Origin of the sequence: Neisseria sp., assembly GCF_030523955.1 — a bacterium.
Lineage (GTDB): Bacteria > Pseudomonadota > Gammaproteobacteria > Burkholderiales > Neisseriaceae > Neisseria.
The window spans coordinates 1-20755 of sequence record NZ_JAUNHL010000003.1 but is presented as its reverse complement, the minus strand read 5'-3'; the positions used below and the strand labels follow the sequence as shown (position 1 = coordinate 20755).

The window sequence follows — 20755 nt, the reverse complement described above, 5'->3', positions numbered from 1 at the left end:
AAAATAATCCATTCCAACTTAGGTATAAAATCATGACCAAGTTCATTTTCGTAACCGGCGGCGTCGTATCTTCATTAGGTAAAGGTATCGCCGCCGCTTCTATTGCTACTATTCTCGAATCGCGCGGTTTGAACGTGACCATGCTCAAACTCGATCCTTATATCAATGTCGATCCCGGCACCATGAGCCCGTTCCAGCACGGCGAAGTGTTCGTTACCGAAGACGGTGCCGAAACCGATCTTGATCTGGGCCATTACGAGCGTTTCATCAACTCCACCATGTCGCGCCGCAACAGTTTCAGTTCGGGCCAGGTTTACGAGCAGGTGATTGCCAAAGAGCGCCGCGGCGACTATCTGGGCGGTACCGTGCAGGTGATTCCGCACATTACCGACGAAATCAAGCGCAAAATCCACGAAGGGGCGGCGGGGTACGACGTGGCCATCGTCGAAATCGGCGGTACCGTGGGCGACATCGAATCGCTGCCTTTCTTGGAGGCCATCCGCCAGATGCGCAGCCAGCTTGGCCGCAACAATACTTTGTTTGTGCATTTGAGTTATGTGCCCTATATCGCTGCGGCGGGCGAAATCAAAACCAAGCCCACCCAGCACTCGGTTAAGGAGTTGCGCGAAATCGGTATCCAGCCCGATGTGCTGATTTGCCGCATGGACCGCATTCTGCCCGAAGAGGAAAAGCGCAAAATCGCCTTGTTCTGCAACGTGGAAGAGCGGGCAGTGGTGGGCAGCTATGATGCCGGCAGTATTTACGAAATTCCCGAAATGCTGCACAACCAAGGCATCGACAACATCATTTGCGAGCAGTTGCAGCTGAACGTGCAGCAGGCGGATTTGACCGAATGGAAGAAAATCGTCTACGCGATCAATAATCCCAAGCATACCGTTAAAATCGCCATGGTCGGCAAATATGTGGATTTAACCGAATCCTATAAATCGTTGACCGAGGCGCTGAAACATGCCGGTATCCACACCGAAACCGACGTGCAGATTACCTATGTGGACAGCGAAGCCATCGAAAAAGAAGGCACCGGCTGCCTGCACGATATGGATGCCATCCTCGTGCCCGGCGGTTTCGGCGTGCGCGGCGTGGAAGGCAAAATCGCCGCCGTCAAATATGCGCGCGAAAACAATGTCCCCTATTTGGGCATCTGCCTCGGCATGCAGATTGCGCTGATCGAATACGCCCGCGATGTGGCCGGCTTGAAAGGCGCCAACTCCACCGAGTTCGACCTGAAAACCCCGTATCCCGTTGTGGCGCTGATCGACGAATGGCAAACCGCCGACGGCAGCGTGGAAAAACGCGACGAAAACGCCGATTTGGGCGGCACCATGCGTTTGGGCGCGCAGGAAGTCGAATTAAAACCCGACAGCCTTGCCGCCAAAATCTACGGCAGCACCGAAATCAAAGAACGCCACCGCCACCGCTACGAAGTGAACAACAACTTCGTGCCCGAGCTGGAAAAAGCAGGCTTGGTAATCGGCGGCGTATCCGCCGGCCGCGAACGCTTGGTGGAAACCATCGAGCTGCCCGGCCACCCGTGGTTTTTTGCCTGCCAGTTCCATCCGGAATTTACTTCTACCCCGCGCAAAGGCCATCCGCTGTTTACCGCTTTTGTCAAAGCGGCTGCGAAGAATAAAGGCTGATGCGTTTGATCCAAACAAAATGCCTGTCTGAAAAGCTTTTCAGACAGGCATTTTGTTTGTGTAGCGGATAAGGGTAGGGGGTGCGGCAGATTCAGGCAAACAAGCCCGGTTCGTCCCAATCGGCTTTTTGCAAATACGTGCTCAAGCGGTTGCGTATCCAACGGGCGGCAGGAGCGATTTCGCCGGCCAGCATGCCGGCGGGGCCGGTTTGGCAGTCGCGTAACACATCGGCCGCCGCGCCGTGCAGCCATACGCCGCCGCAAGCGGCTTGCCAAGCGTCTATATTTTGCGCCAGCAGCGCGCCGATGATGCCGCTTAACACATCGCCGCTGCCGCCGCTGGCCAGGCCGGGATTGCCGCTGTGGTTTTCATACAGTTGCCCGCCGGCATCGGCCACCAAGGTGCGGTGGCCTTTGAGCACCACCGTGGCGTGGAAACTTTCCGCCAGTTGTTTCACCGCCGCTGTCCGGTCGGCTTGAACCTCGGCGGTAGTGCAATGCAATAGGCGGGCGGCTTCGGCAGGGTGCGGCGTGAGGATAAGCGGGCCGCGGCCGATTTCGGCCGCTAAATCGGGATGTCGGGCCAGCAGCGTTAAGGCATCGGCATCCAACAGCAGCGGCATCCGGCCGGCGGTTTGCAACTGCTGAAATAAGGTGGCCGCCGCTTCGGTATCCAGCCCCAGCCCGCAGCCGCATACCCAGGCGCTGATGTCTTCGCGTTCCAGCAAGGCGCCGTCGGTAGACAACATGATTTCCGGCCGGCTGGGAATGATCGGCATCGGCAGTGATGGCTGTCTGAAACCTGCCCACACCTTGCCGCAGCCGCCGTACATCGCTGCGGTGGCGGCCAATACCAAGGCACCGCTCATGCCTTCCGAACCGCCGATCAGCGCCAGCGTACCGTGGCTGCCCTTGTGGCTCTCTTCGGCGCGGGGGCGGAATATTTCGGGAAAACGGCGGGCGGTTTCGGCGAGATTTTCGAGATACGCGGGGTGGTCGCAAGTTTCATAAGGATGCATAATCGTTCCTATAGTAATAAGTAACAGGCAGAAAACGCTGAAAAACGTGTGGCATGTTAGAATAATACTTTTAGCGGTAATGTGAAAGGCCGTAAAAGAGCCGAACACAAGCTTCTTGGATTAAATCAGACGGCTTTAATGATGGGATAAAACATGAAACAAAAAGTTAAAATATGGGATCTTCCGACCCGCCTCTTTCACTGGAGCTTGGTATTGTCGGTAGCGTTTATGTGGTTCAGCGCCGAAGAGGGCGGCGATTGGTTGGTATGGCATTTACGCTGCGGCCTCTTTATTCTCGCCTTGCTGGTTTTCCGTGTGTGTTGGGGGCTGTGGGGCAGCGATACCGCGCGTTTCGCCCAGTTTGTCAAACCTGCGCAAATCGGCCGTTATTTGAGTGGCCGGCTGAATGAAAACGAGCAGCCCGGGCACAATCCGCTGGGTGCGCTGATGGTATTGGCGCTGTTGGGCGCTTTGTTTTTCCAAGTCGGCACCGGCCTGTTTGCCGCCGACGGCAATACTTTTACCAACCCGGGTTATCTCAATAGCCTGGTAAGCGAAGAGAGCGGTGATACTATCCGTTCGTTGCATATGCAGTTTTTTAATGTATTGCTGGCTTTGGTTGCGGTGCATGTTGCGACCATTTTCTTCTATAAAATTTTTAAGAAACACAATCTGATTACCCCGATGATTACCGGTTATAAATATCTGGAGGGCAAAACCGCCGATTTGAAATTCGCGGGTGTCGGTAAATTCATCGCCGCCGCCGCCATTGCGCTGGTGGTGGTGCTGATGGTAAAGAATATCGGTTAGGCCGAGATAAAAATAAGGAATGCCTGTCTGAAACCTTTCAGACAGGCATTTTGTTTGTATAATAACAAACAGGATTTTTATAAAGGATTAATCATGCTGGCCGAAAAACTGATTCCCCATATCGATACCGTTTTACGTACCCTGTTTGCTCCCGCCACCACCAGTCGCCCTTATCCCGATGCGGGTATGGAAGAGGGCGAGTTGAGCGAAGAAGAAAAGCGCCATGCATTAGGCTTGATGCGGGTGAACCATGTCGGCGAAGTGTGCGCACAGGCGCTTTACCAAGGCCAGGCCTTAACCGCGCGTACCCAAGAAAACCGCGAAGCGCTACAACACGCGGCTTATGAGGAGGTGGAGCATCTGGCGTGGACGGAAAAACGGGTAAAAGAGTTGGGTGGCCGTACCAGCCTGCTCAATCCGGTGTGGTACGCCGGCTCGCTGGCCATCGGTATCGGCGCCGGATTGCTCGGCGACAAATGGAATCTGGGTTTTCTGGAAGAAACCGAAAATCAGGTTACCCGCCATTTGGAAGAACATCTGGAAGGTTTGCCGGAGAAAGACGGCAAAAGCCGCGCGATTGTTGCGCAAATGCGTTTGGACGAAATGAAACACGCGGAAATGGCGCATGATTTCGGCGCGGCCAAGTTGCCGGTGCCGGTAAAGGAAATGATGCAGTTAACGTCGAAAATCATGACCACCATCAGCTATCGGATTTGACGGATGATTTTGAATAGCATCAATGCCTGTCTGAAAATCGTTGGCTGCTTGCAGTATGGTTTTCAGACAGGCATTTTGATGGAATGATTTTTTCGGTTTGACGGTTATATAGCGGATTGAATTACTCCGATACAAGGCAGCAAGTCGCAGACAGTACAAGTAGTACGGAATCGATTCTGTTGCCGCTTTAACGGCTTACAAAATCGTTCTCTTTGAGCTAAGGCTCAGCAATGCCGTAGCGAAAGTTAAGTTAATCCGCTATAAATCCGTTAGGCTTCTCACTAACCCTCTGGCACGGAAGAGGGAATAACAGATGAAAAAATGCCTGTCTGAAAAAGTTTCAGACAGGCATTTTGCAGCATAAAACCTACATAATCACTACATCGTACTGCTCTTGGGTATAGCTGTTTTCCACCGCCAGCGAAATCGGCTTACCGATAAAATCAATCAGCATCGCCAGCGATTGCGATTCTTCATCGAGAAAGAGATCGATCACTTCCGGAGAAGCCAGAATACGGAATTGTTTCACATCGAAGCGCCGGCTTTCGCGCACGATTTCGCGCAAGATTTCATAGCACACGGTTTGAGCGGTTTTCAGCCTGCCGCGTCCTTCGCAAGTGGGACAGGGTTCGCTCAAAACATGGGCGAGGCTCTCGCGGGTGCGTTTGCGGGTCATTTCCACCAGTCCCAAGCTGGTAAAACCGTTGAGCGTTACCCGGGTGCGGTCCATGCTCAAGGCTTTGGCCAACTCCTGCAACACCGCTTCGCGATGGCTTTCCTGCTGCATATCGATAAAATCGATGATGATGATGCCGCCGATATTGCGCAGGCGCAATTCGCGGGCGATGGCGTGGCAGGCTTCGAGATTGGTCTTGAAAATGGTTTCTTCGAAGTTGCGCGCGCCGACAAATCCGCCGGTGTTCACATCGATGGTGGTCATCGCTTCGGTTACTTCGATAATCAGGTAGCTGCCGAAATTGAGGTTGACCCGCGGTTGCAGTGCACGGTTGATTTCCGGTTCGATATTGTGGGTTTCGAACAGCGGCCGCTCGCTGCTGAACAGGCGGATTTTGTCTACCGCGCCTTGTACGTATTGGGCGGCGAATTCCTGCATTTTCTGATGGTTTTCTTTGGAATCGACCAGAATTTCGCGGGTGTTGTCGCTGAACATATCGCGCAATACGCGCAAAGAGAGCGGCAAATCCTGATAAAGCATGGTTTCCGGCGGCAGCGTTTTGGCGCCGTGCTGGATATTGGCCCATACTTTGGTTAAGTAATCGATATCGGCTTGCAATTCGGCATCGGTAGCGGTTTCTGCGCTGGTGCGGATGATGTAGCCGTGGCCGGCTTCGGGCGGCAGCAGGTTGTTCAGGCGGCTGCGCAAGCTGTTGCGCTCTTCTTCGTCTTCGATTCGCTGGGAGATACCGATGTGTTCATCTTGCGGCAGATGAACCAAGAAACGGCCGGCCAGCGAAATTTGGGTGGAGAGGCGGGCGCCTTTGCTGTTGATGGGGTCTTTAATGACTTGTACCAGTACGGTTTGCCCTTCGAACAACATGTGTTCGATGCGTTGGGTTTCGTCGGGATTTTGGCGCTGTTCCAATAAATCGACGATGTGCAGAAAGGCAGCACGCTCCAAGCCGATGTCGATAAAAGCGCTTTGCATGCCGGGCAGTACGCGGCGCACGATGCCCAGATAGATATTGCCGACCAAACCGTGGCCGCTGTTGCGCTCGATATGTAATTCGCAAATGCTGTTTTCTTCCAACACCGCCACCCGCGTTTCTTGCGGCGTGATGTTGACGAGCACGGTTTCGGGAGGACGAACGGTGTCCTTAGGCAGGGGAATACTGGCTAACATGGATGACTTTCGAATTTTAAAAATGTTTTGCGGCAAACGCTGAAGCTGTTGCAGCGAGCGCTTGCGGCAAAACATTCTTGAAGAGTGCATGATACCTTAAAGGTTTGTTGGCTGCTACTCTAAGCAGGCGTGCTTACGGAAAACCCGGATTGCATATGGCGTGATTATTATCTTTTCAGACAGGCATTATCCGTAGGAAAGATATTCTTTTGATTTTGAATGAAAAAAAGAATGCCTGTCTGAAACCAGGTTTTCTGTTCAGACAGGCATAATAGGCTTTTTATTTTTCTTATTTTTCCAGCCAGATCAGACTGACCATGCGGCCGGTTTGGCCATCGCGGCGGTAGGAGAAAAAATTGTTGCGCTCGAGTACCGTACAGTGTTCGCCACCGTATACTGCGGTTACGCCGATTTTCGCCAGAATCAGGCGGGCGAGGGCGTAAATGTCGGCCAGATATTTTCCTTCGCCTATGCTGCGGAATGCGGTTTTGGCTTCAGGCAATTTGCGACAAAACGCATCCCAAACATCTTGGCCCACTTCAAACGCATCGGGGCCGATGGCGGGGCCGAACCAAGCCAGAATATCGGCGGGGTCGGCCTGCATGGCGGCGACGGTATTTTCCAATACGCCGGCGGCAAGGCCGCGCCAACCAGCGTGTGCGGCGGCTACCACGGTGCCGGCACGGTCACAAAACAATACCGGCAGACAATCTGCCGTCATCACGGCACAAGCCGCTTTGCCGCTGCGGTCTACACTGGCGTCGGCATCAAGTGCGGATGATACGCTCTCGGCAGCTTGTACCACATCCGGGCTATGTGTTTGATTGAGATAAGCCAACGGTACGCTTACCGCCGACTGTACCCGTGCCCGGTTCTCAGCCACATGTTCGGCAACATCGCCGACATGCGCACCGACATTCAAGCTGCTGAACACTCCTTCGCTCACACCGCCCTGTCTGGTAGTGACCAATGCACGCACATTTTCCGGCGCAGGCCACACTGGGCTTAAAAAATTACCGTTTAACATATGTTTACTTCCTTTTAATTAGCTTCATCTAAAATAGCGAACCGGCTTTATCCATGCCTTTGTCATTGAGTGGTACTGCTTTGAAACAGGCATGATAAATTGTTAAAACCAATGCGAAGGTTAGTCGGAAACCATAAACGAAACACACCATTTAATTAAATAACATTCAAGGAATTCAAACACATGAAAGCTTTATTGCTCCCTGCACGCCATTTAATGTGGATTCACCGTATTGCTCACGCTTTATACGGCAATAAATTAACACGGCCGATCAGTTATTTTATCTATCTGGTTGCCCGTGTGATTTATGCCAGCGATGTTCATCCGGCCGCTCGTATCGGTAAGGGAAGTTTTTTCGTACATCATTTTAATATCGTTATCGGGCCTTCAGTTATCATTGGGGAAAATTGTACTATTTTCAACGGCGTAACACTGGGCGACAATGGTAAGCAACGCCATGCCTGCCCCGTTGTCGGCGACAATGTTTTTCTGAGTACCGGTGTTAAAGCTGTCGGCCCGGTAACCATCGGCAATAATTCTATTGTCGGTGCCAACAGCGTAGTATTGAAAGATATTCCTGAAAACTCGTTGGCGGTCGGCATTCCGGCGGTGGTAAAACGCACTATCAACCGTGCAGATTATTATTGATTTTCCATAGAAATAATCAAAAGGCACCTTTTCAAGGGTGCCGTTTTTTATTCTTTCAGATAAACCACTTCTACGTCGTAATCGTCTTCATTCCAATCATCGTCATCTTCTTCGGACAGATAATCCTGCCATTCGGCTTCATTGCTCAAGGAAGAATCCATGCCGTTTTCAAGGCGCAATACCGATAGCAAATGATAAATATCCTGCGGCAGCGGCGCTTCAACGGAAACCGTTTCACCGCTTTGCGGATGCACGAAGCTGAGGCGGAAGGCATGCAGAGCTTGGCGGCCAAGGTTTTTAATCACGTCTTTTACCGCATCCGGTGCCGGATGGCGCGGATTACCGTATACCGGATCGCCCGCCAGCGGATGATTGGCTTCGCGCATGTGTACCCGAATCTGATGGGTGCGTCCGGTTTCCAATGCGCATTCGATATAGCTGTGCGAGCCATAGCGTTCCAATACTTTTACATGGGTAACGGCCGGTTTGCCGCCGAATTTTACTACTGCCATTTTCAAGCGGTTGTGCGGGTCACGACCGATTAAAGTATCGATTTTGCCGTCAAACGGCACTACGCCGTTGGCCACTGCGCGGTAAATCCGTTTTACCGTGCGTTCCTGCAATTGCTGCACCAAATGGTTTTGCGCTTGCAGGGTTTTTGCCACCACCATCAGGCCGCTGGTGTCTTTGTCCAAGCGGTGAACAATACCTGCCCTCGGTACTTGGGCAAGTGCCGGGCAATAGGCCAACAGGCCGTTTAGCAGCGTGCCGCTCCAATTACCGGCTGCGGGGTGTACTACCAAACCGGCGGGTTTGTTCAGTACCAACACGCTGTCGTCTTCATAAACGATGTCCAATTCCATGGGTTCTGGCGTGAAAGCCAGAACTTCTTCGCTCTCTTGTACGGTTACCTGTAATTGCTCGCCGCCTATCATTTTGTCCTTAGGTTGGGCGCTTTTGCCGTTTACCGTTACCGCGCCGTCTTTAATCCAGCCGGATAACCTGCTGCGCGAGTAATCCGGCAGCAATTTGGCCATTGCAGCATCGAGCCGCAGGCCGGCTAATTCCACCGGAACAGTTAAATTTATGCAACTTTCTGCATCGGGGACTGCCGAAAAGCCGAAATCATCGTTATAATCGGCTTCATTTTCAAAGGAAGTGTTCTGCATGAAAAAAATTCTTTTAGTTGTTACACTGGGACTGGCGCTGGCCGGTTGTGCATCGACCGAGGCAACCGACAAGGATGCGCAAATCACCCAAAGCTGGTCGGTAGAAAAACTCTATACCGAAGCACAGGACGAACTTAACAGCCGCAATTATACGCGAGCCATCAAGTTATATGAACTCTTGCAGTCGCGTTTCCCTACCGGTATTTATGCGCAGCAGGCGCGCTTGGATACCGCTTATGCTTATTATAAAGACGAGCAGCCGGCCATGGCGCTGGCCGAGGTGGAGCGTTTTGAAAAGCTGTATCCGCAAAGCCAAAGCTTGGATTATGCTCTATATCTCAAAGGCTTGATTTTATTTAACGAAGACAAATCTTTCGTGAACAAACTGGCCGCCCAAGACTGGTCGGACCGCGATCCGAAAGCCAACCGCGAAGCCTATGCTGCGTTTGCACAATTGGTGGAAAGATTTCCTCAAAGCCGCTATGCCGATGACGCGCGCGAGCGCATGGCCAAACTGGTTGACGCGCTGGCCGGTAATGAAATGGCGGTCGCTCGTTATTATATGAACCGCGGTGCTTATCTGGCGGCCATCAACCGTTCGCAAAAAATCATTGCCCAATTCCAGAATACCCGTTTTGTCGAAGAAGCGTTGGCCATCATGGAGTTGTCCTACAAGCGGATTGACCGTCCGCAACTGGCTGCCGACACCCGCCGTGTGCTGGAGCAGAATTTCCCGCAAAGCCCTTATTTGCAGCAAGACTGGAAGCCAGACATGATGCCTTGGTGGCGTTATTGGAAATAAGTATGCCTGTCTGAAAAAAAAGGATGGATTAACCATCCTTTTTTACTGTTTTATTTGTTGCCTATTAGAGCGGATTAACTTTACTTTACTACTTGTACTGCCTACTGTCTTCGGCTTGCTGCCTTGTATTGAAAATGAATTGAATCCGCTATATTACCGAGAATCCCTATGTACACGCCGACTACTGCTTCATTGAAACGTCGTTTTGCTTCATTGGTTTACGAACTTTTGCTTACCGCCGCAGTAACTTGTATCGCGATGATACCCGCCGGCATCGCAGCCACGGTGTTGGGGCGTGTTTGGCTACCGTTGGCCAGTATTGCTGTATGCATAATTATCATCGGCGGCTGGTGGCTGTATTTTCGCGCTAACTGGCAGCGCAAAGGGCAGACGCTGCCGATGCGTGTATGGAAAATCGGTATGGTCAACCGAAGCGGGCAACGGCCGAGCACCAAAGAATTCAAAATGCGTTTTATTTGGGCTTGCGTATTTCTGGTGTTTATTCCGCTGCTGGCCTACAGCGTTTTGCACAGTATGGGCATTGAGCCGAAAATCGCAGCCTCTACCGCTTTGTTCTGGTGGATATTACCTTGGGGTTATGCATTGCTTAACCCGGACAGACAGTTTCTCTATGATGCGCTCGCGGGTACGCGCTTGGTTGAGCAGGCGGATAAGTGAGCAGCAAATATAGTGACTTAAATTCAGAATAGTACAGCGTTGTCTCGCCTTGCCGTACTATCTGTACTGTCTGCGGCTCGTCGCCTTGTCCTATTCTGAATTTAAGTCACTATAAAATGCCTGTCTGAAAATGTTTTCAGACAGGCATTTTAAATATCTGCTTAAGCAAACGGATGTTGCAGCAAAATGGTTTCTTCTCGGTCGGGGCCGGTGGAGATAATCGCAATCGGTGCGCCGCACAATTCCTCAATCCTTTTCAGGTAACGCTTGGCGTTTTCCGGCAGCGCATCGTAATCCTTTACGCCTACGGTTGATTCGCTCCAGCCGGGCAGGGTTTCGTATACCGGCACGCATTTTTCCACCGCATCGGCGCCGAAGGGCAGGATGTCGATGTGTTTGCCTTCGAATTCGTAGCCGGTACCGATTTTGATTTCCTCCATGCCGTCCATCACATCCAGCTTGGTGATGCACATGCCGCTGATGCCGTTAATCTGAATCGAACGTTTCAATGCCGCGGCATCAAACCAGCCGCAACGGCGCGGACGGCCGGTTACCGAACCGAATTCGTTGCCGCGTTTGGCCAAACCTGCGCCGACTTCGTCAAACAACTCGGTCGGGAAAGGGCCGGAACCCACGCGGGTGGTATAGGCTTTGACAATGCCCAAAACGTAATTCAGCATTTGCGGCGGCACGCCGGCACCGGGCGAGGCTGCACCGGCCAAACAGTTGGAAGAGGTTACATAAGGGTAAGTGCCGTAATCGATATCCAAAAGCGTACCTTGCGCACCTTCAAACAACAAACATTCGCCTTTTTGGCCTTTTTCGTATAAAGCAGCGGCTACATCGCTGATCATCGGCAGCATACGTTCGCGGAAGGAGCGGATTTTCTCCATTACCGCCTCGAACGATACCGGGTCGGCATTGTGCAGATGTTGCAACTGAACATTATACAAATCCACATTGGCCTGCACTTTGGCCGTGATTTTATCCATATCGAACAAATCGACAGCACGGATCGAGCGGCGCGCTACTTTGTCTTCGTAGGCCGGGCCGATGCCGCGGCCGGTGGTACCGATTTTCGAAGCGCCGCGCGAAGCTTCGCGCGCTTGGTCGAGCGCGATGTGGTAAGGCAGAATCAGGGTGCAGGTCGGCGCGATTTTCAGGCGGCCTTCTACGTTTTTTACGCCGGCAGCATTTAATTCGTCGATTTCCGACAACAGCGCTTCGGGTGATACCACTACGCCGGAGCCGATGTAGCAATCCAGAGATTCATGCAGAATACCGCTTGGAATCAGGCGTAAAATAGTTTTTTTGCCGCCCACCACCAAAGTGTGGCCGGCATTATGACCACCTTGAAAGCGCACCACGCCGCTGGCCTGCTCGGCCAGCCAGTCCACGATTTTACCTTTGCCTTCATCGCCCCATTGCGAGCCGATAACCACCACGTTTTTAGCCATAATCACTACCTGTCGGAAAGAAATTAATCAAATAACCAATCAAATCAATTTTCAATAATCTGCCATGCGCCGTCTTGCCAAACCAAGCGGCGGGAGCTGTTTTGCATACTGTTGGCGGGCAAGCCGTAATCGACCGCCACCGTTACGCCCTCGCGGCGCAATTGTTCCACTGTTTCGCGCGCTGCGGCCAAATCGGCTTCGGCTACCGCCACCGTATCCGGGCGCTTTTGCTTGGGCAGGCGGCCGGCAAACAGGCGCAAATCGAAACTAAAGCCGGTTGCAGGACGGGCACGGCCGAAATGTTTGCCCAAGCCGTCGTAACGGCCGCCGCGTGCCAGCGCATCGTGAAAGTCGCTGCTGTACACCGAATAGAGCAAACCGGTGTGGTATTCTACCACGCGCAATTCGGCCAAATCGATGTGAATGGTTGCCGAGGGAAAAGCGTCGACCACAGCTTGCAATTCTGCCAACGCTTTTTCTACTGCCGGCAATGAAGGCAGCCGTTCGCGCGCTTCGGTTAATACTTCGCTGCCGCCGAACAATTGTGCCAACGCGGCAAAAGCGGCGGCCTCTTGCGGTTTCAGCGGCCAGTTTCCTACCAGCGCGGATACTGCACGCGCATCTTTATCGCGCAACATTTCGGATAATTGCTTGGTTTGCGCCGTATCCAGATTGGCGGCTTCTGCCAGGGCTCGGAAAATGCCGATATGGCCGAGCGATAAAATAACCTCGCCGACATCGCCGATTTGCAGCGCTTTGAGCATCAAATCAATCAGTTCGATATCCGCCGCCACACCGGCATAGCCGTATAATTCGGCACCGACCTGAAACGGTTCACGGGTGGTTAAAAGCCCTTCCGGCCGGGCGTGCAACACAGAACCGGCATAACACAAGCGGTTGATGCCTTGGTTGGCCGACAGCAAATGCGCATCGATACGTGCCACCTGCGGCGTAATATCGGCACGGATGCCGAGTTGGCGGCCGCTTAATTGGTCGACCACACGGATGGTTTTCAAAGATAAACCGGGGTCGATATGGGTAAGCAGGGAGTCGCTGTATTCCATCAGCGGGGGGTGTACAAGCTCGTAGCCGTGTACGCGGAATAAGGCCAGAAGCTGCTCTTTTGCGCTTTCCAGATGGCGGGCGCTATTGGGCAGAATATCGGCAATGTGTTCGGGAAGCTGCCAGGACTGCATGGGAAATTTCCGTGAAACGCATAAAAAAAGCGGCTGGACCGCCTTGCGCTTGTGAAGTTGTTAAAGCAAAACTTTAACATAAACCGGCGTTAAAATCCATGTGCCGAATATATATATCGCGGAAAAGCTTATTTTTCGCCGGCAGTCTTGGGTTCTATAAGCGTAGAGGTGCGGTATCAAACAAATGCCTGTCTGAAAAAGTTTTCAGACAGGCATTTGTTTGGAACATTATGAAACGGTTTAGCCGAACATTGCGTTTAAGCCGAGGAAGCAAAGAACGGCGAGAAGGGAGGAGGCGGGCAGGGTAATGACCCAGGCAAGGCCGATGGGTTTCATCATTTTCCAGTTGGCGTTGCGGTTTACCAAACCGATGCCTAAAACGGCGCCGACCAGAATATGGGTGCTGGACACCGGAAGACCCAGCAGCGAGGCCATCATTACGACGGAAGCGGCAGCCAATTCGGCGGTGAAGCCTGAAGATGGGTGCATTTTGGCGAGGTTGGTGCCGACGGTGGCGATGACTTCTTTACCGATAAACCACAGGCCGACGATCAGGGCGATACCGAAGGTAATCATGACGACCGGCGGGATGGGTGCGGAACCGCCGATTTCGCCGGTACGCAAAACATCGAGAATGGCGGCAAAGGGGCCGATGGCATTGGCAATATCGTTGGCGCCGTGGCTGAAGGCGAAACCGGCAGCGGTGAATACCTGCATCCAGCTGAACATCAGGAAGGTAGATTTGCCGAGATCTTTGCGTTTCAAGGTTTTGGCGTAAATAAAGGTGGCGAGCCAGATACCGGCACCGATCATGCCGATAACGAGGAAGCTGTTTAAGGTGCTCATGCCCAGATCAAGGTTTTTCAGGCCTTTGAAAATCAGCATGGAGGCGATCATCATGCCGCCGAGTGCGGAGATGGCGGGCACCCAAGAATGTAGGGCGCGGTAGGCGTCTACTCCTTGCTTGCGCTGTTCGAGGGCATAGAGGCCTTTATAGTAATTGGATTCCAGTTCGTTGGGGTCGAAATCGGGTTCGTTGTAAATCTGGGCGTCGCGCGCCATGGCGGTGGCCACTTGGATTTTTTCTTGTTCGGGTAAGGCGTCGAAACGCAATTTATGCTGTTCTTTATGCTGTTTACGCTCGGCTTTCAGATGTTTGAGCTGTTCGTCGGCGGCATCGTTGTAGTCGAGAACGTGCTTTTTGATTTGGTAAAACAGAATATAAGATACAAGACCACCGAGTACAGGAGAGAGTACCCAGGAAATAACGATAGAGCCGATGGCGCTCCATTTAACCAGCGACATGGATAATTCGCCGCCGCCGGAAATTTGGTAGCCCAACAGCATGGAACTGCCGACAATGCCGCCGATAATGGCATGGGTGGTCGATACCGGTAAGCCTTTATAGGTGGCAAACAGCAGCCATAATGCGGCGGCCAGCAGGGCGGACATCATGATGAAGATGAATTGCATCGGCTCCAGTGGCAGGGAATCCATATTGACGATACCGCTGCGTATGGTTTCGGTGACTTCGCCGCCGGCGATGACGGCACCGCTTACTTCGAATACGGCGGCGACCAGCAATGCCTGGCGGATGGTCAGCGTACCGGCGCCGACGCTGGTGCCGAAGGAGTTGGCCACATCGTTACCGCCGATATTGAAGGCCATGAATACGCCGAACAGGGTGGATAGGATGAAAACGGTACTGGAGTGGTGCTGGGTATAACCCAGCCCCCAATAAATAAAATAGCCAACCATGCCGATAAACATGGAGGCGAAAAACAGATTGGTTTTATACATCGGGCCGGTTGTTGCCTGTACCATGGGATTTCCTTATTTAAGAAAACAGAAGAGGTATCAGATTTCTCTGTATATAGTATTGTTTTATATTGATTTTTTTGTAAATTTGGCAAGGCGTTTGATTACCTGCCCGAATAACTCGGGGCTATTATAATGGGGATGTTGTTTATCTCAAAGGGTATTATGTCAAAAGAGAGAGGTTTTTAGGCGCAAGAGATAAAAATGCCTGTCTGAAAATATTTTTCAGACAGGCATTTGTTTTGCCTTTTATTTTATACGATATTGAAATTACTGCTGTCGAGGGTAAGGTCTTTGTTTAACAGGGTGGCGAAATGAATGCCGTCTGTTTGACCCTTACCGTCGCTGTCGTAGTAGAGATAGCCGGTGCTGTTTTGGAAGCTGATGTAATCGGCAAAACCGTTCATGTTATTGCTGATGTTACCGAAAATGGCGGCAGACAGTTCGATGGTATCGTCGCCGTATACAAAATCGGTGATGGTATCGATGCTGCCGTCCAATATACTGTCGAACACGAATACGTCGCGCCCTTCGCCGCCGGTGAGGGTGTCGTTGCCGGTGCCGCCGATGATGCGGTCATTTCCGCCCAAGCCTTCCAGAATATTGTCGGCACCGTTGCCGTGTAAGGTATTGTCCGATCCGTTGCCTTGGCCGTTGACGGCGGTATTGCCGATTAGGGTCAGCTGTTCCAGATTGGCCGACAGGGTATGCGTGACACTGCTGTACACATGGTCGGCATCGCCTTGATCGGCCGCTTCGATAACTGTGTCTTGTTCATCGTCGACAACATAGGTGTCGTTGCCGGTACCGCCGGCAAGGGTGTCGGCACCGCTGCCGCCGTCGAGATGGTCGTTTCCTGCGCCGCCGCTGATGGTGTCGTTTCCTGCGCCGCCGTAAATATTATTGTCGGCGTTATTGCCGGTCAGTACGTCGGCGTGTTCGGAACCGATCAGGTTTTCAATTTGCGTACCGTAACCGATAAAGGCTTGGCCTTCGGTGTAAGTATTCAGCGTAACGGTGGCGCTGCTGTTGCCGGTCAGCGTGGCGCTGCTGTCCAAGCCGAAATAGCTGCGCATGTCGTAAACGGCGCTGCTTGCCACGGCGAAGGTTTTCTCTAGATTACCGCCGGTATATATCCACGAACCGGGAGTAAGGTTGACGGTAACCCCCTGTTTTTCATCCGATACATCAAAGGTATCGACGCCGCCTGCGTCCCAGATATAACGGTCGGCATCTTGGCTATACATATTGTAGTTTTTAAAGGTATAGGTATCGTTGCCGGTACGAACGTTTTGGTTGATGCCGAACGCGTAATGCAGATAGGCCAAATCGTAAGTGCGCAAGTGCCCTTGGGTCAAAAACAGGGCGTTGTTGACATAGGCGTTATACGACATATTGGAAAACTCGATGGTTTCTTCTTTTTTATAATCACCGGTAAAACCGCCGGAGGTATGCGCCATGCCGAGGGTGTGGGTGACTTCGTGCAATACGGTGTAATGGACAAACTCTTTACCCCACGACATATAGTTGTGGCGGCTGTTCCATGCAATCAGGCCGCCGTTGTAGGCGATGGCGGAAGAGCCTTCGAAACCGTTGATCAGGTTGCCCATGATGTAGTTGGTATTGGCTTCGGCCATGCTGCCGACTTCGACGAATTCGATGTTGGTAACGGCGCTGATCTCTTTATACGCGTTGCGTATGATGGTCTGCAAATCCGACGAATAAGTGGTCATCGTACTTCTGTCGATAGAATTGTTGTAATTCGCCGGAAGAGCATTGATTTCGTCGAGTGTCAGGAAGTGGTATTTAATAATGGCCGGCCCGTCGGTCTTGCCGCCGAAAGGGATACCATAACTGCCGCCGTTGAGGCTGCCGGTTTTCTGAATGAAATACGGGAAATTGTAATTTGCAGCACTATGGTCGCTGTTGACCGTACCGCTCATTTTGCTGTGCGCGCTGACGAATGTTCCACCGTTTTGATTGGGTGCGGCATAGTTTTCGGTATCGGCAACGCTGATGCTTGCGCCGGAGAGATCATGGGTGTTCAATACGGCGCGTACGGTTTGTGCCGATGTCAGGTCTTCCGCCAATACCGCGGCGCTAAAGGTCAGGTCGTCGCTCACTTGCGTGGTATAGATTTTGCCGCCAACGTCCAAGGTAACGGTGTCACCGGCTTTGGCACTGCCGCTTACGATACCGCTGATGTCCGTTTTAACCGCCTCGGCGTTGCTCACGACGTATTGACCGTCCTGATTTTGTTCGATAAAGGGGCTGTCGAACGTAACCGATTTGACCGGTACCGTTGTATTGCGTGCCAGCGTATTGATGCGGTAGCTATTGGTATCTGTCTGTACTAAATCGTAAAGCAGCGGATCGGCATTTACTTTGAAGCTGAGGGTTTGGCCGTTGAGGGTGGCCAATTCTTCGGTGGGAATATCCAGATAAAAACTACGGTCGGCTTTCACACCCGCACGGTAGCTTTTCTCGCCTATGGTTACGGTAATCTGGCGCAGAACTTCGTCGTTCATGCCTTCGGTAAATACGCCTTCGTTCAGTTCGATGACACCGCTGATGCGGGTATTGGAAACCGCTTGCGGTAGAGAGGCGTCAAAATTGCTGCTGATACCGGTGATGTCGATTCGGGCGGCTGCTTCGGCAGCGACTTCGTAGCTGCGCGAAGTTTTGGCTGATGATCCGTTGCCTGTCTGAATGCTTGCTTGTACGGTGTAATCACCGTCGGCAAGCAGTTTGCCGGCGCTAAGGGTTTGGCTGAAGCGATAGTCGTCTTGCACGGTAACGTTGAAAACTTCGCCGTTAACGGATAATTGCACGGTTTGGCCGGGCTGGGCGTCTGTGCCCGAAACGCTGCCGGAAATCGTGATTTCCTGTTTGGCTTCGGTAACATTGATCAGATCGTCGCCGGTGATGAGGTTTAGCCGGATATCGATATCGCCGTTTTTCACGCTGTATCCGCGGCTGGTTTGCGCCGAGCCGGTATTACCGGCGTCGTCGGTGGTGGTGATGGCAGCTTTGACAGCAGGAATCTGGGCCGCAACCAACAGAGCGGCGGAAACGTTGGCGGAGAATATGCCGCCGCTGCCGACATCCGCTTCAAAGGAGCTGCTGTTGACGGTCAGAATCACCTTATCGCCTTCTTTGAATTCGCCGCTGACGGTGCCGGACAAGACGATATCGCCGTTGTTTTCGCTGCTGTCGATGATATCGTCAACCGCGATGGGATCCAGCACGATAACGGGGGCAGGTGCGACGGTGTCCACACGGTAGTTACCACTCGTTTGATTACTTCCGATATTGCCATGAGTGTCTGCAACGGTTACGGAGGCAGCCAGATTCAGGTCGCCTTCGCCGGTCGCCAGTACGGTAGCGGGTACTTCCAGTTGCCAACGGGTGCCGGAAAGAGTGGGCGCGTAATCGGTACCATTGATGGTTACGGTTACCGTGGCACTATTTGCCACAGCGGTGGCGCCCAATACCAACGAACCCTCGATCATCACTTTTTCAGACAGGCCTGCCGCATTAAGCGCTTTGCCGCCGTTGATGCTGTCGATATTGATTTCCACGGTGGGCGGCGTGGTTTGCAGACTGTAGTTTTGAGTTGCACCGACGGCTTCAGCAATGCGGCCGGTAGAGTCTTTTACTTCTCCTTTGGCGCTGATTACGGTATTGGCGGTAATAACATCGGATGGTATCGCCGCATTGAAAGTGGTTCCCAAAAGTTTGGCCGGATATTCTTGGCCGGCAATGACCAGGGTAACCGACTGTACGTCATCGCCGTCTTTCAAGCCGGTTACTTTGCCGGATACGGTAACGGTTGCCTGCGCCGCTTCGTTTTGATTGATGATGTTGTCACCGGTAATGCTGTCGAACACGATCGTGCCGGTGGGCGGGGTTTTATCGACGAGAAGCATTCTGGATGTGCTTACCGTAGCACTGGAGCCGGTATTACCTGCCGCATCCACTCGGGCAACACTGGCCAATACCGCATATTTACCTTCTGCGGCGGTCGGGGCGAAGCGGGCGGGTTCGGCTTCTACACGGTAGGTACCGTCGGCTTGTACGGTGGTGGTGTAAACAATTTTGTTTACGGTAACCGTAACCGTTTCACCCGGTTTGCCGTCGGTGACTTTGCCCGAAATGGTTACCGATGATTGTGCGATTTCGTTTTCATCGAGTACGTTGTCGCCGGTGATGGAGTCAATGGTGATGGCGGTGGCGTTAACCAAATCAACACGATAAGGGCGCGATGCGCTTGTGGTTTCGTTTACACCCGCATCGTTCGGCGTATTGACCGAAGCGGTGAGGGTACCGTTTAGCTGATTGGTATTGTTGGCAATGCCGAAGAAAGTTTTGGCGACATCTGTACTGAAGCGACCGCCGGTAACCAAGGCAGTAACCGACTGGCTGACGGCAACCAGTTTGATTTCGGTACCATCGGCAACATTTTCCACGCTGCCGGAAAGGGTAATTGCGTTGCCGTCGGCTTCGGCTTTGTTGATGTAGTCGTCTCCGGCAACCGGATCCAGTGTGATCACGGGTTTGGGAACACTGGGGTGGTAGCTGCGGCTGTTTTCCGCAACCGTACGGTTGCCCGCTGCGTCGATAACGGTTGCATAAACGGTGACATGATCGGCGGCGGCCAATTGATCGGTGGGAATTTCGGCAGAATAGCTATCACCGTTGATAAGCGGCTCATAATTTTGGCCGTTTATTTCAAGCGACACGCTGCTGATCTGTTCGCCTTCCTGCATACCGGTTATCGTACCGGAAATACGGTGGCTGCTTTGGGCGCGCTCTGCTTGAGTGAGGATGTCGTCGCCGGCAATGACATCGATCGAAACGCCCACTTCAGGAGCTTGTAGGTCTTTAGTGTAGCTTTGGCTGGTTTCGACGGTGGCGGTATTGCCTGCCTCGTCGCTGGAGGTTACGCTGGCTTTGATGATGTTATAGCCGTCGGCTTTGATTTCGGTGCCGGAAAAGTCTACAGTAAAGCCGCCGTTTTGTACTTTGGCCCAAATATCGATCCAGTTTACCGTGCCGCAACTTTCGCAGCCGCACGAAACCAAAACGTCTTCACCGTCGGCAACGTCGGTAACTTTGCCGGTAACGGTTACGGTGCCTTCCGATTCGCTGATGTTCAGAATATTGTCGCCGGCTATTTTATTCAAGCTGATGGTGGGGGCGTATTCCGTATCGACGCGATAACTGCGTTCAGCATGACCGGTCGCACTGTTTTGCACATCGTCGACAGTGGTGAGCGAGGCGGCTACCTTACCGTGGTTGAGTAGGGTTTTGGTGTCTACCGCTACATTAAAGACACCGCCGTTTACCGTACCGCGGTAGACCGCTTCGCCGATGGTCAATACGATTTCATCGTTCTCGCGGGCATTGTCGACCGTGCCGGAGAGCATGGTGGTTTCGGTTTGCGACTCGACTAAATTGATGATGTCGTCTTCTGCAATCGAATGAATTTGGATGACCGGTTCGGCGATTTCGGTATCCACCGCGTAGGCAAGAGTAGCGCTGCCTTCGGCGCTATTGCCGGCATCGTCTGCGGTTTGTACACGCACACTAATTTCGTTGTGGGCGGCCAGTACGGAGCCTTCGACGCTGATGCTAAAGCTGCCGTTTTGTACGGCGGCGGTGTAGCTTTGATCGCCGACGGTGAGGGTGATTGGGTCGCCGTCGCGGGCATTGGCCACTTTGCCGGAAACGGTCAGGGCGGTTTGCGATTCCGCCGCATTGATGATGTTGTCCGCGGTTAGCGGCTCGAGGGTGATAACCGGTTCGGCGATTTCGGTATCCACCGCGTAGGCCAGGGTGGCGCTGCCTTCGGCGCTATTGCCGGCATCGTCTGCGGTTTGTACACGCACACTAA

At 52.7% G+C, this 20755-nt stretch carries 14 protein-coding genes; 6 read left to right on the top strand and 8 right to left on the bottom strand.

What is annotated here, in order from left to right:
• Positions 1-32 precede the first annotated feature (32 nt).
• Positions 33-1658 carry a CTP synthase gene (locus Q4C79_RS01240; RefSeq protein ID WP_303089217.1) on the top strand — a complete coding sequence of 542 codons (1626 nt, stop codon included), beginning with the start codon at positions 33-35 and terminating at the stop codon, positions 1656-1658.
• A gap of 91 nt (positions 1659-1749) precedes the next feature.
• Here the strand turns inward: Q4C79_RS01240 and Q4C79_RS01235 are convergent, their stop codons facing one another.
• Positions 1750-2676 carry an NAD(P)H-hydrate dehydratase gene (locus Q4C79_RS01235; RefSeq protein ID WP_303089216.1) on the bottom strand — a complete coding sequence of 309 codons (927 nt, stop codon included), beginning with the start codon at positions 2674-2676 and terminating at the stop codon, positions 1750-1752.
• Positions 2677-2829: 153 nt separating this feature from the next.
• On the opposite strand from Q4C79_RS01235, the gene Q4C79_RS01230 reads away from it, so the two are divergent.
• Entirely contained in the window at positions 2830-3486 is a 657-nt protein-coding gene (locus Q4C79_RS01230) for a cytochrome b/b6 domain-containing protein (RefSeq protein ID WP_303089215.1), read from the top strand.
• 93 nt (positions 3487-3579) lie between these two features.
• Positions 3580-4203: a 2-polyprenyl-3-methyl-6-methoxy-1,4-benzoquinone monooxygenase gene (gene coq7, locus Q4C79_RS01225; RefSeq protein WP_368492197.1), complete on the top strand. Its 624-nt coding sequence runs from the start codon at positions 3580-3582 to the stop codon at positions 4201-4203.
• 367 nt (positions 4204-4570) lie between these two features.
• Here the strand turns inward: coq7 and rng are convergent, their stop codons facing one another.
• Positions 4571-6064, bottom strand: coding sequence for a ribonuclease G (gene rng / locus Q4C79_RS01220; RefSeq protein WP_303089214.1), 1494 nt, complete (start codon positions 6062-6064; stop codon positions 4571-4573).
• Between the two features lie 289 nt (positions 6065-6353).
• Positions 6354-7091, bottom strand: coding sequence for a peptidoglycan editing factor PgeF (pgeF, locus tag Q4C79_RS01215; RefSeq protein WP_303089213.1), 738 nt, complete (start codon positions 7089-7091; stop codon positions 6354-6356).
• Between the two features lie 183 nt (positions 7092-7274).
• Between pgeF and Q4C79_RS01210 the strand changes: the two genes are divergently transcribed.
• Positions 7275-7739 (top strand): serine O-acetyltransferase, encoded by a 465-nt coding sequence (locus tag Q4C79_RS01210; RefSeq protein WP_303089212.1) that lies wholly within the window; start codon positions 7275-7277, stop codon positions 7737-7739.
• Positions 7740-7786: 47 nt separating this feature from the next.
• Here Q4C79_RS01210 and rluD read toward each other — a convergent pair whose 3' ends face one another.
• Complete coding sequence (rluD, locus tag Q4C79_RS01205; protein WP_303089211.1) at positions 7787-8908, bottom strand: 23S rRNA pseudouridine(1911/1915/1917) synthase RluD; 1122 nt, start codon at positions 8906-8908, stop codon at positions 7787-7789.
• Here rluD and Q4C79_RS01200 point away from each other — a divergent pair.
• Positions 8907-9710, top strand: coding sequence for an outer membrane protein assembly factor BamD (locus Q4C79_RS01200; RefSeq protein WP_303089210.1), 804 nt, complete (start codon positions 8907-8909; stop codon positions 9708-9710). The two genes, rluD and Q4C79_RS01200, sit on opposite strands and share 2 nt — an antisense overlap.
• A gap of 168 nt (positions 9711-9878) precedes the next feature.
• The gene (locus Q4C79_RS01195; protein WP_303089209.1) at positions 9879-10388 is read left to right on the top strand and encodes an RDD family protein; all 510 of its coding nucleotides are present in this window, start codon (positions 9879-9881) and stop codon (positions 10386-10388) included.
• Between the two features lie 161 nt (positions 10389-10549).
• On the opposite strand, the gene Q4C79_RS01190 is transcribed toward Q4C79_RS01195, so the two are convergent.
• The 4 genes from Q4C79_RS01190 to Q4C79_RS01175 form a co-directional block, all read right to left on the bottom strand.
• Positions 10550-11851: an adenylosuccinate synthase gene (locus Q4C79_RS01190; RefSeq protein WP_303089208.1), complete on the bottom strand. Its 1302-nt coding sequence runs from the start codon at positions 11849-11851 to the stop codon at positions 10550-10552.
• A 38-nt stretch (positions 11852-11889) separates the two neighbouring features.
• The gene (locus Q4C79_RS01185) at positions 11890-13041 is read right to left on the bottom strand and encodes an ATP phosphoribosyltransferase regulatory subunit (RefSeq protein WP_303089207.1); all 1152 of its coding nucleotides are present in this window, start codon (positions 13039-13041) and stop codon (positions 11890-11892) included.
• A 240-nt stretch (positions 13042-13281) separates the two neighbouring features.
• Entirely contained in the window at positions 13282-14865 is a 1584-nt protein-coding gene (locus Q4C79_RS01180) for an inorganic phosphate transporter (protein WP_303089206.1), read from the bottom strand.
• 248 nt (positions 14866-15113) lie between these two features.
• Positions 15114-20755: Ig-like domain-containing protein (locus Q4C79_RS01175; RefSeq protein ID WP_303089205.1), on the bottom strand; the 5642-nt coding region annotated here is incomplete at its 5' end.

Excerpts from the sequence above, each read along its gene's own strand:
- Q4C79_RS01200 (WP_303089210.1), top strand. The coding sequence starts at position 8,907 with ATGAAAAAAATTCTTTTAGTTGTTACACTGGGACTGGCGCTGGCCGGT.
- pgeF (WP_303089213.1), bottom strand. The coding sequence starts at position 7,091 with ATGTTAAACGGTAATTTTTTAAGCCCAGTGTGGCCTGCGCCGGAAAAT.
- Q4C79_RS01185 (WP_303089207.1), bottom strand. The coding sequence starts at position 13,041 with ATGCAGTCCTGGCAGCTTCCCGAACACATTGCCGATATTCTGCCCAAT.
- Q4C79_RS01210 (WP_303089212.1), top strand. The coding sequence starts at position 7,275 with ATGAAAGCTTTATTGCTCCCTGCACGCCATTTAATGTGGATTCACCGT.
- rluD (WP_303089211.1), bottom strand. The coding sequence starts at position 8,908 with ATGCAGAACACTTCCTTTGAAAATGAAGCCGATTATAACGATGATTTC.
- rng (WP_303089214.1), bottom strand. The coding sequence starts at position 6,064 with ATGTTAGCCAGTATTCCCCTGCCTAAGGACACCGTTCGTCCTCCCGAA.
- Q4C79_RS01195 (WP_303089209.1), top strand. The coding sequence starts at position 9,879 with ATGTACACGCCGACTACTGCTTCATTGAAACGTCGTTTTGCTTCATTG.
- Q4C79_RS01230 (WP_303089215.1), top strand. The coding sequence starts at position 2,830 with ATGAAACAAAAAGTTAAAATATGGGATCTTCCGACCCGCCTCTTTCAC.
- Q4C79_RS01180 (WP_303089206.1), bottom strand. The coding sequence starts at position 14,865 with ATGGTACAGGCAACAACCGGCCCGATGTATAAAACCAATCTGTTTTTC.
- coq7 (WP_368492197.1), top strand. The coding sequence starts at position 3,580 with ATGCTGGCCGAAAAACTGATTCCCCATATCGATACCGTTTTACGTACC.
- Q4C79_RS01240 (WP_303089217.1), top strand. The coding sequence starts at position 33 with ATGACCAAGTTCATTTTCGTAACCGGCGGCGTCGTATCTTCATTAGGT.
- Q4C79_RS01235 (WP_303089216.1), bottom strand. The coding sequence starts at position 2,676 with ATGCATCCTTATGAAACTTGCGACCACCCCGCGTATCTCGAAAATCTC.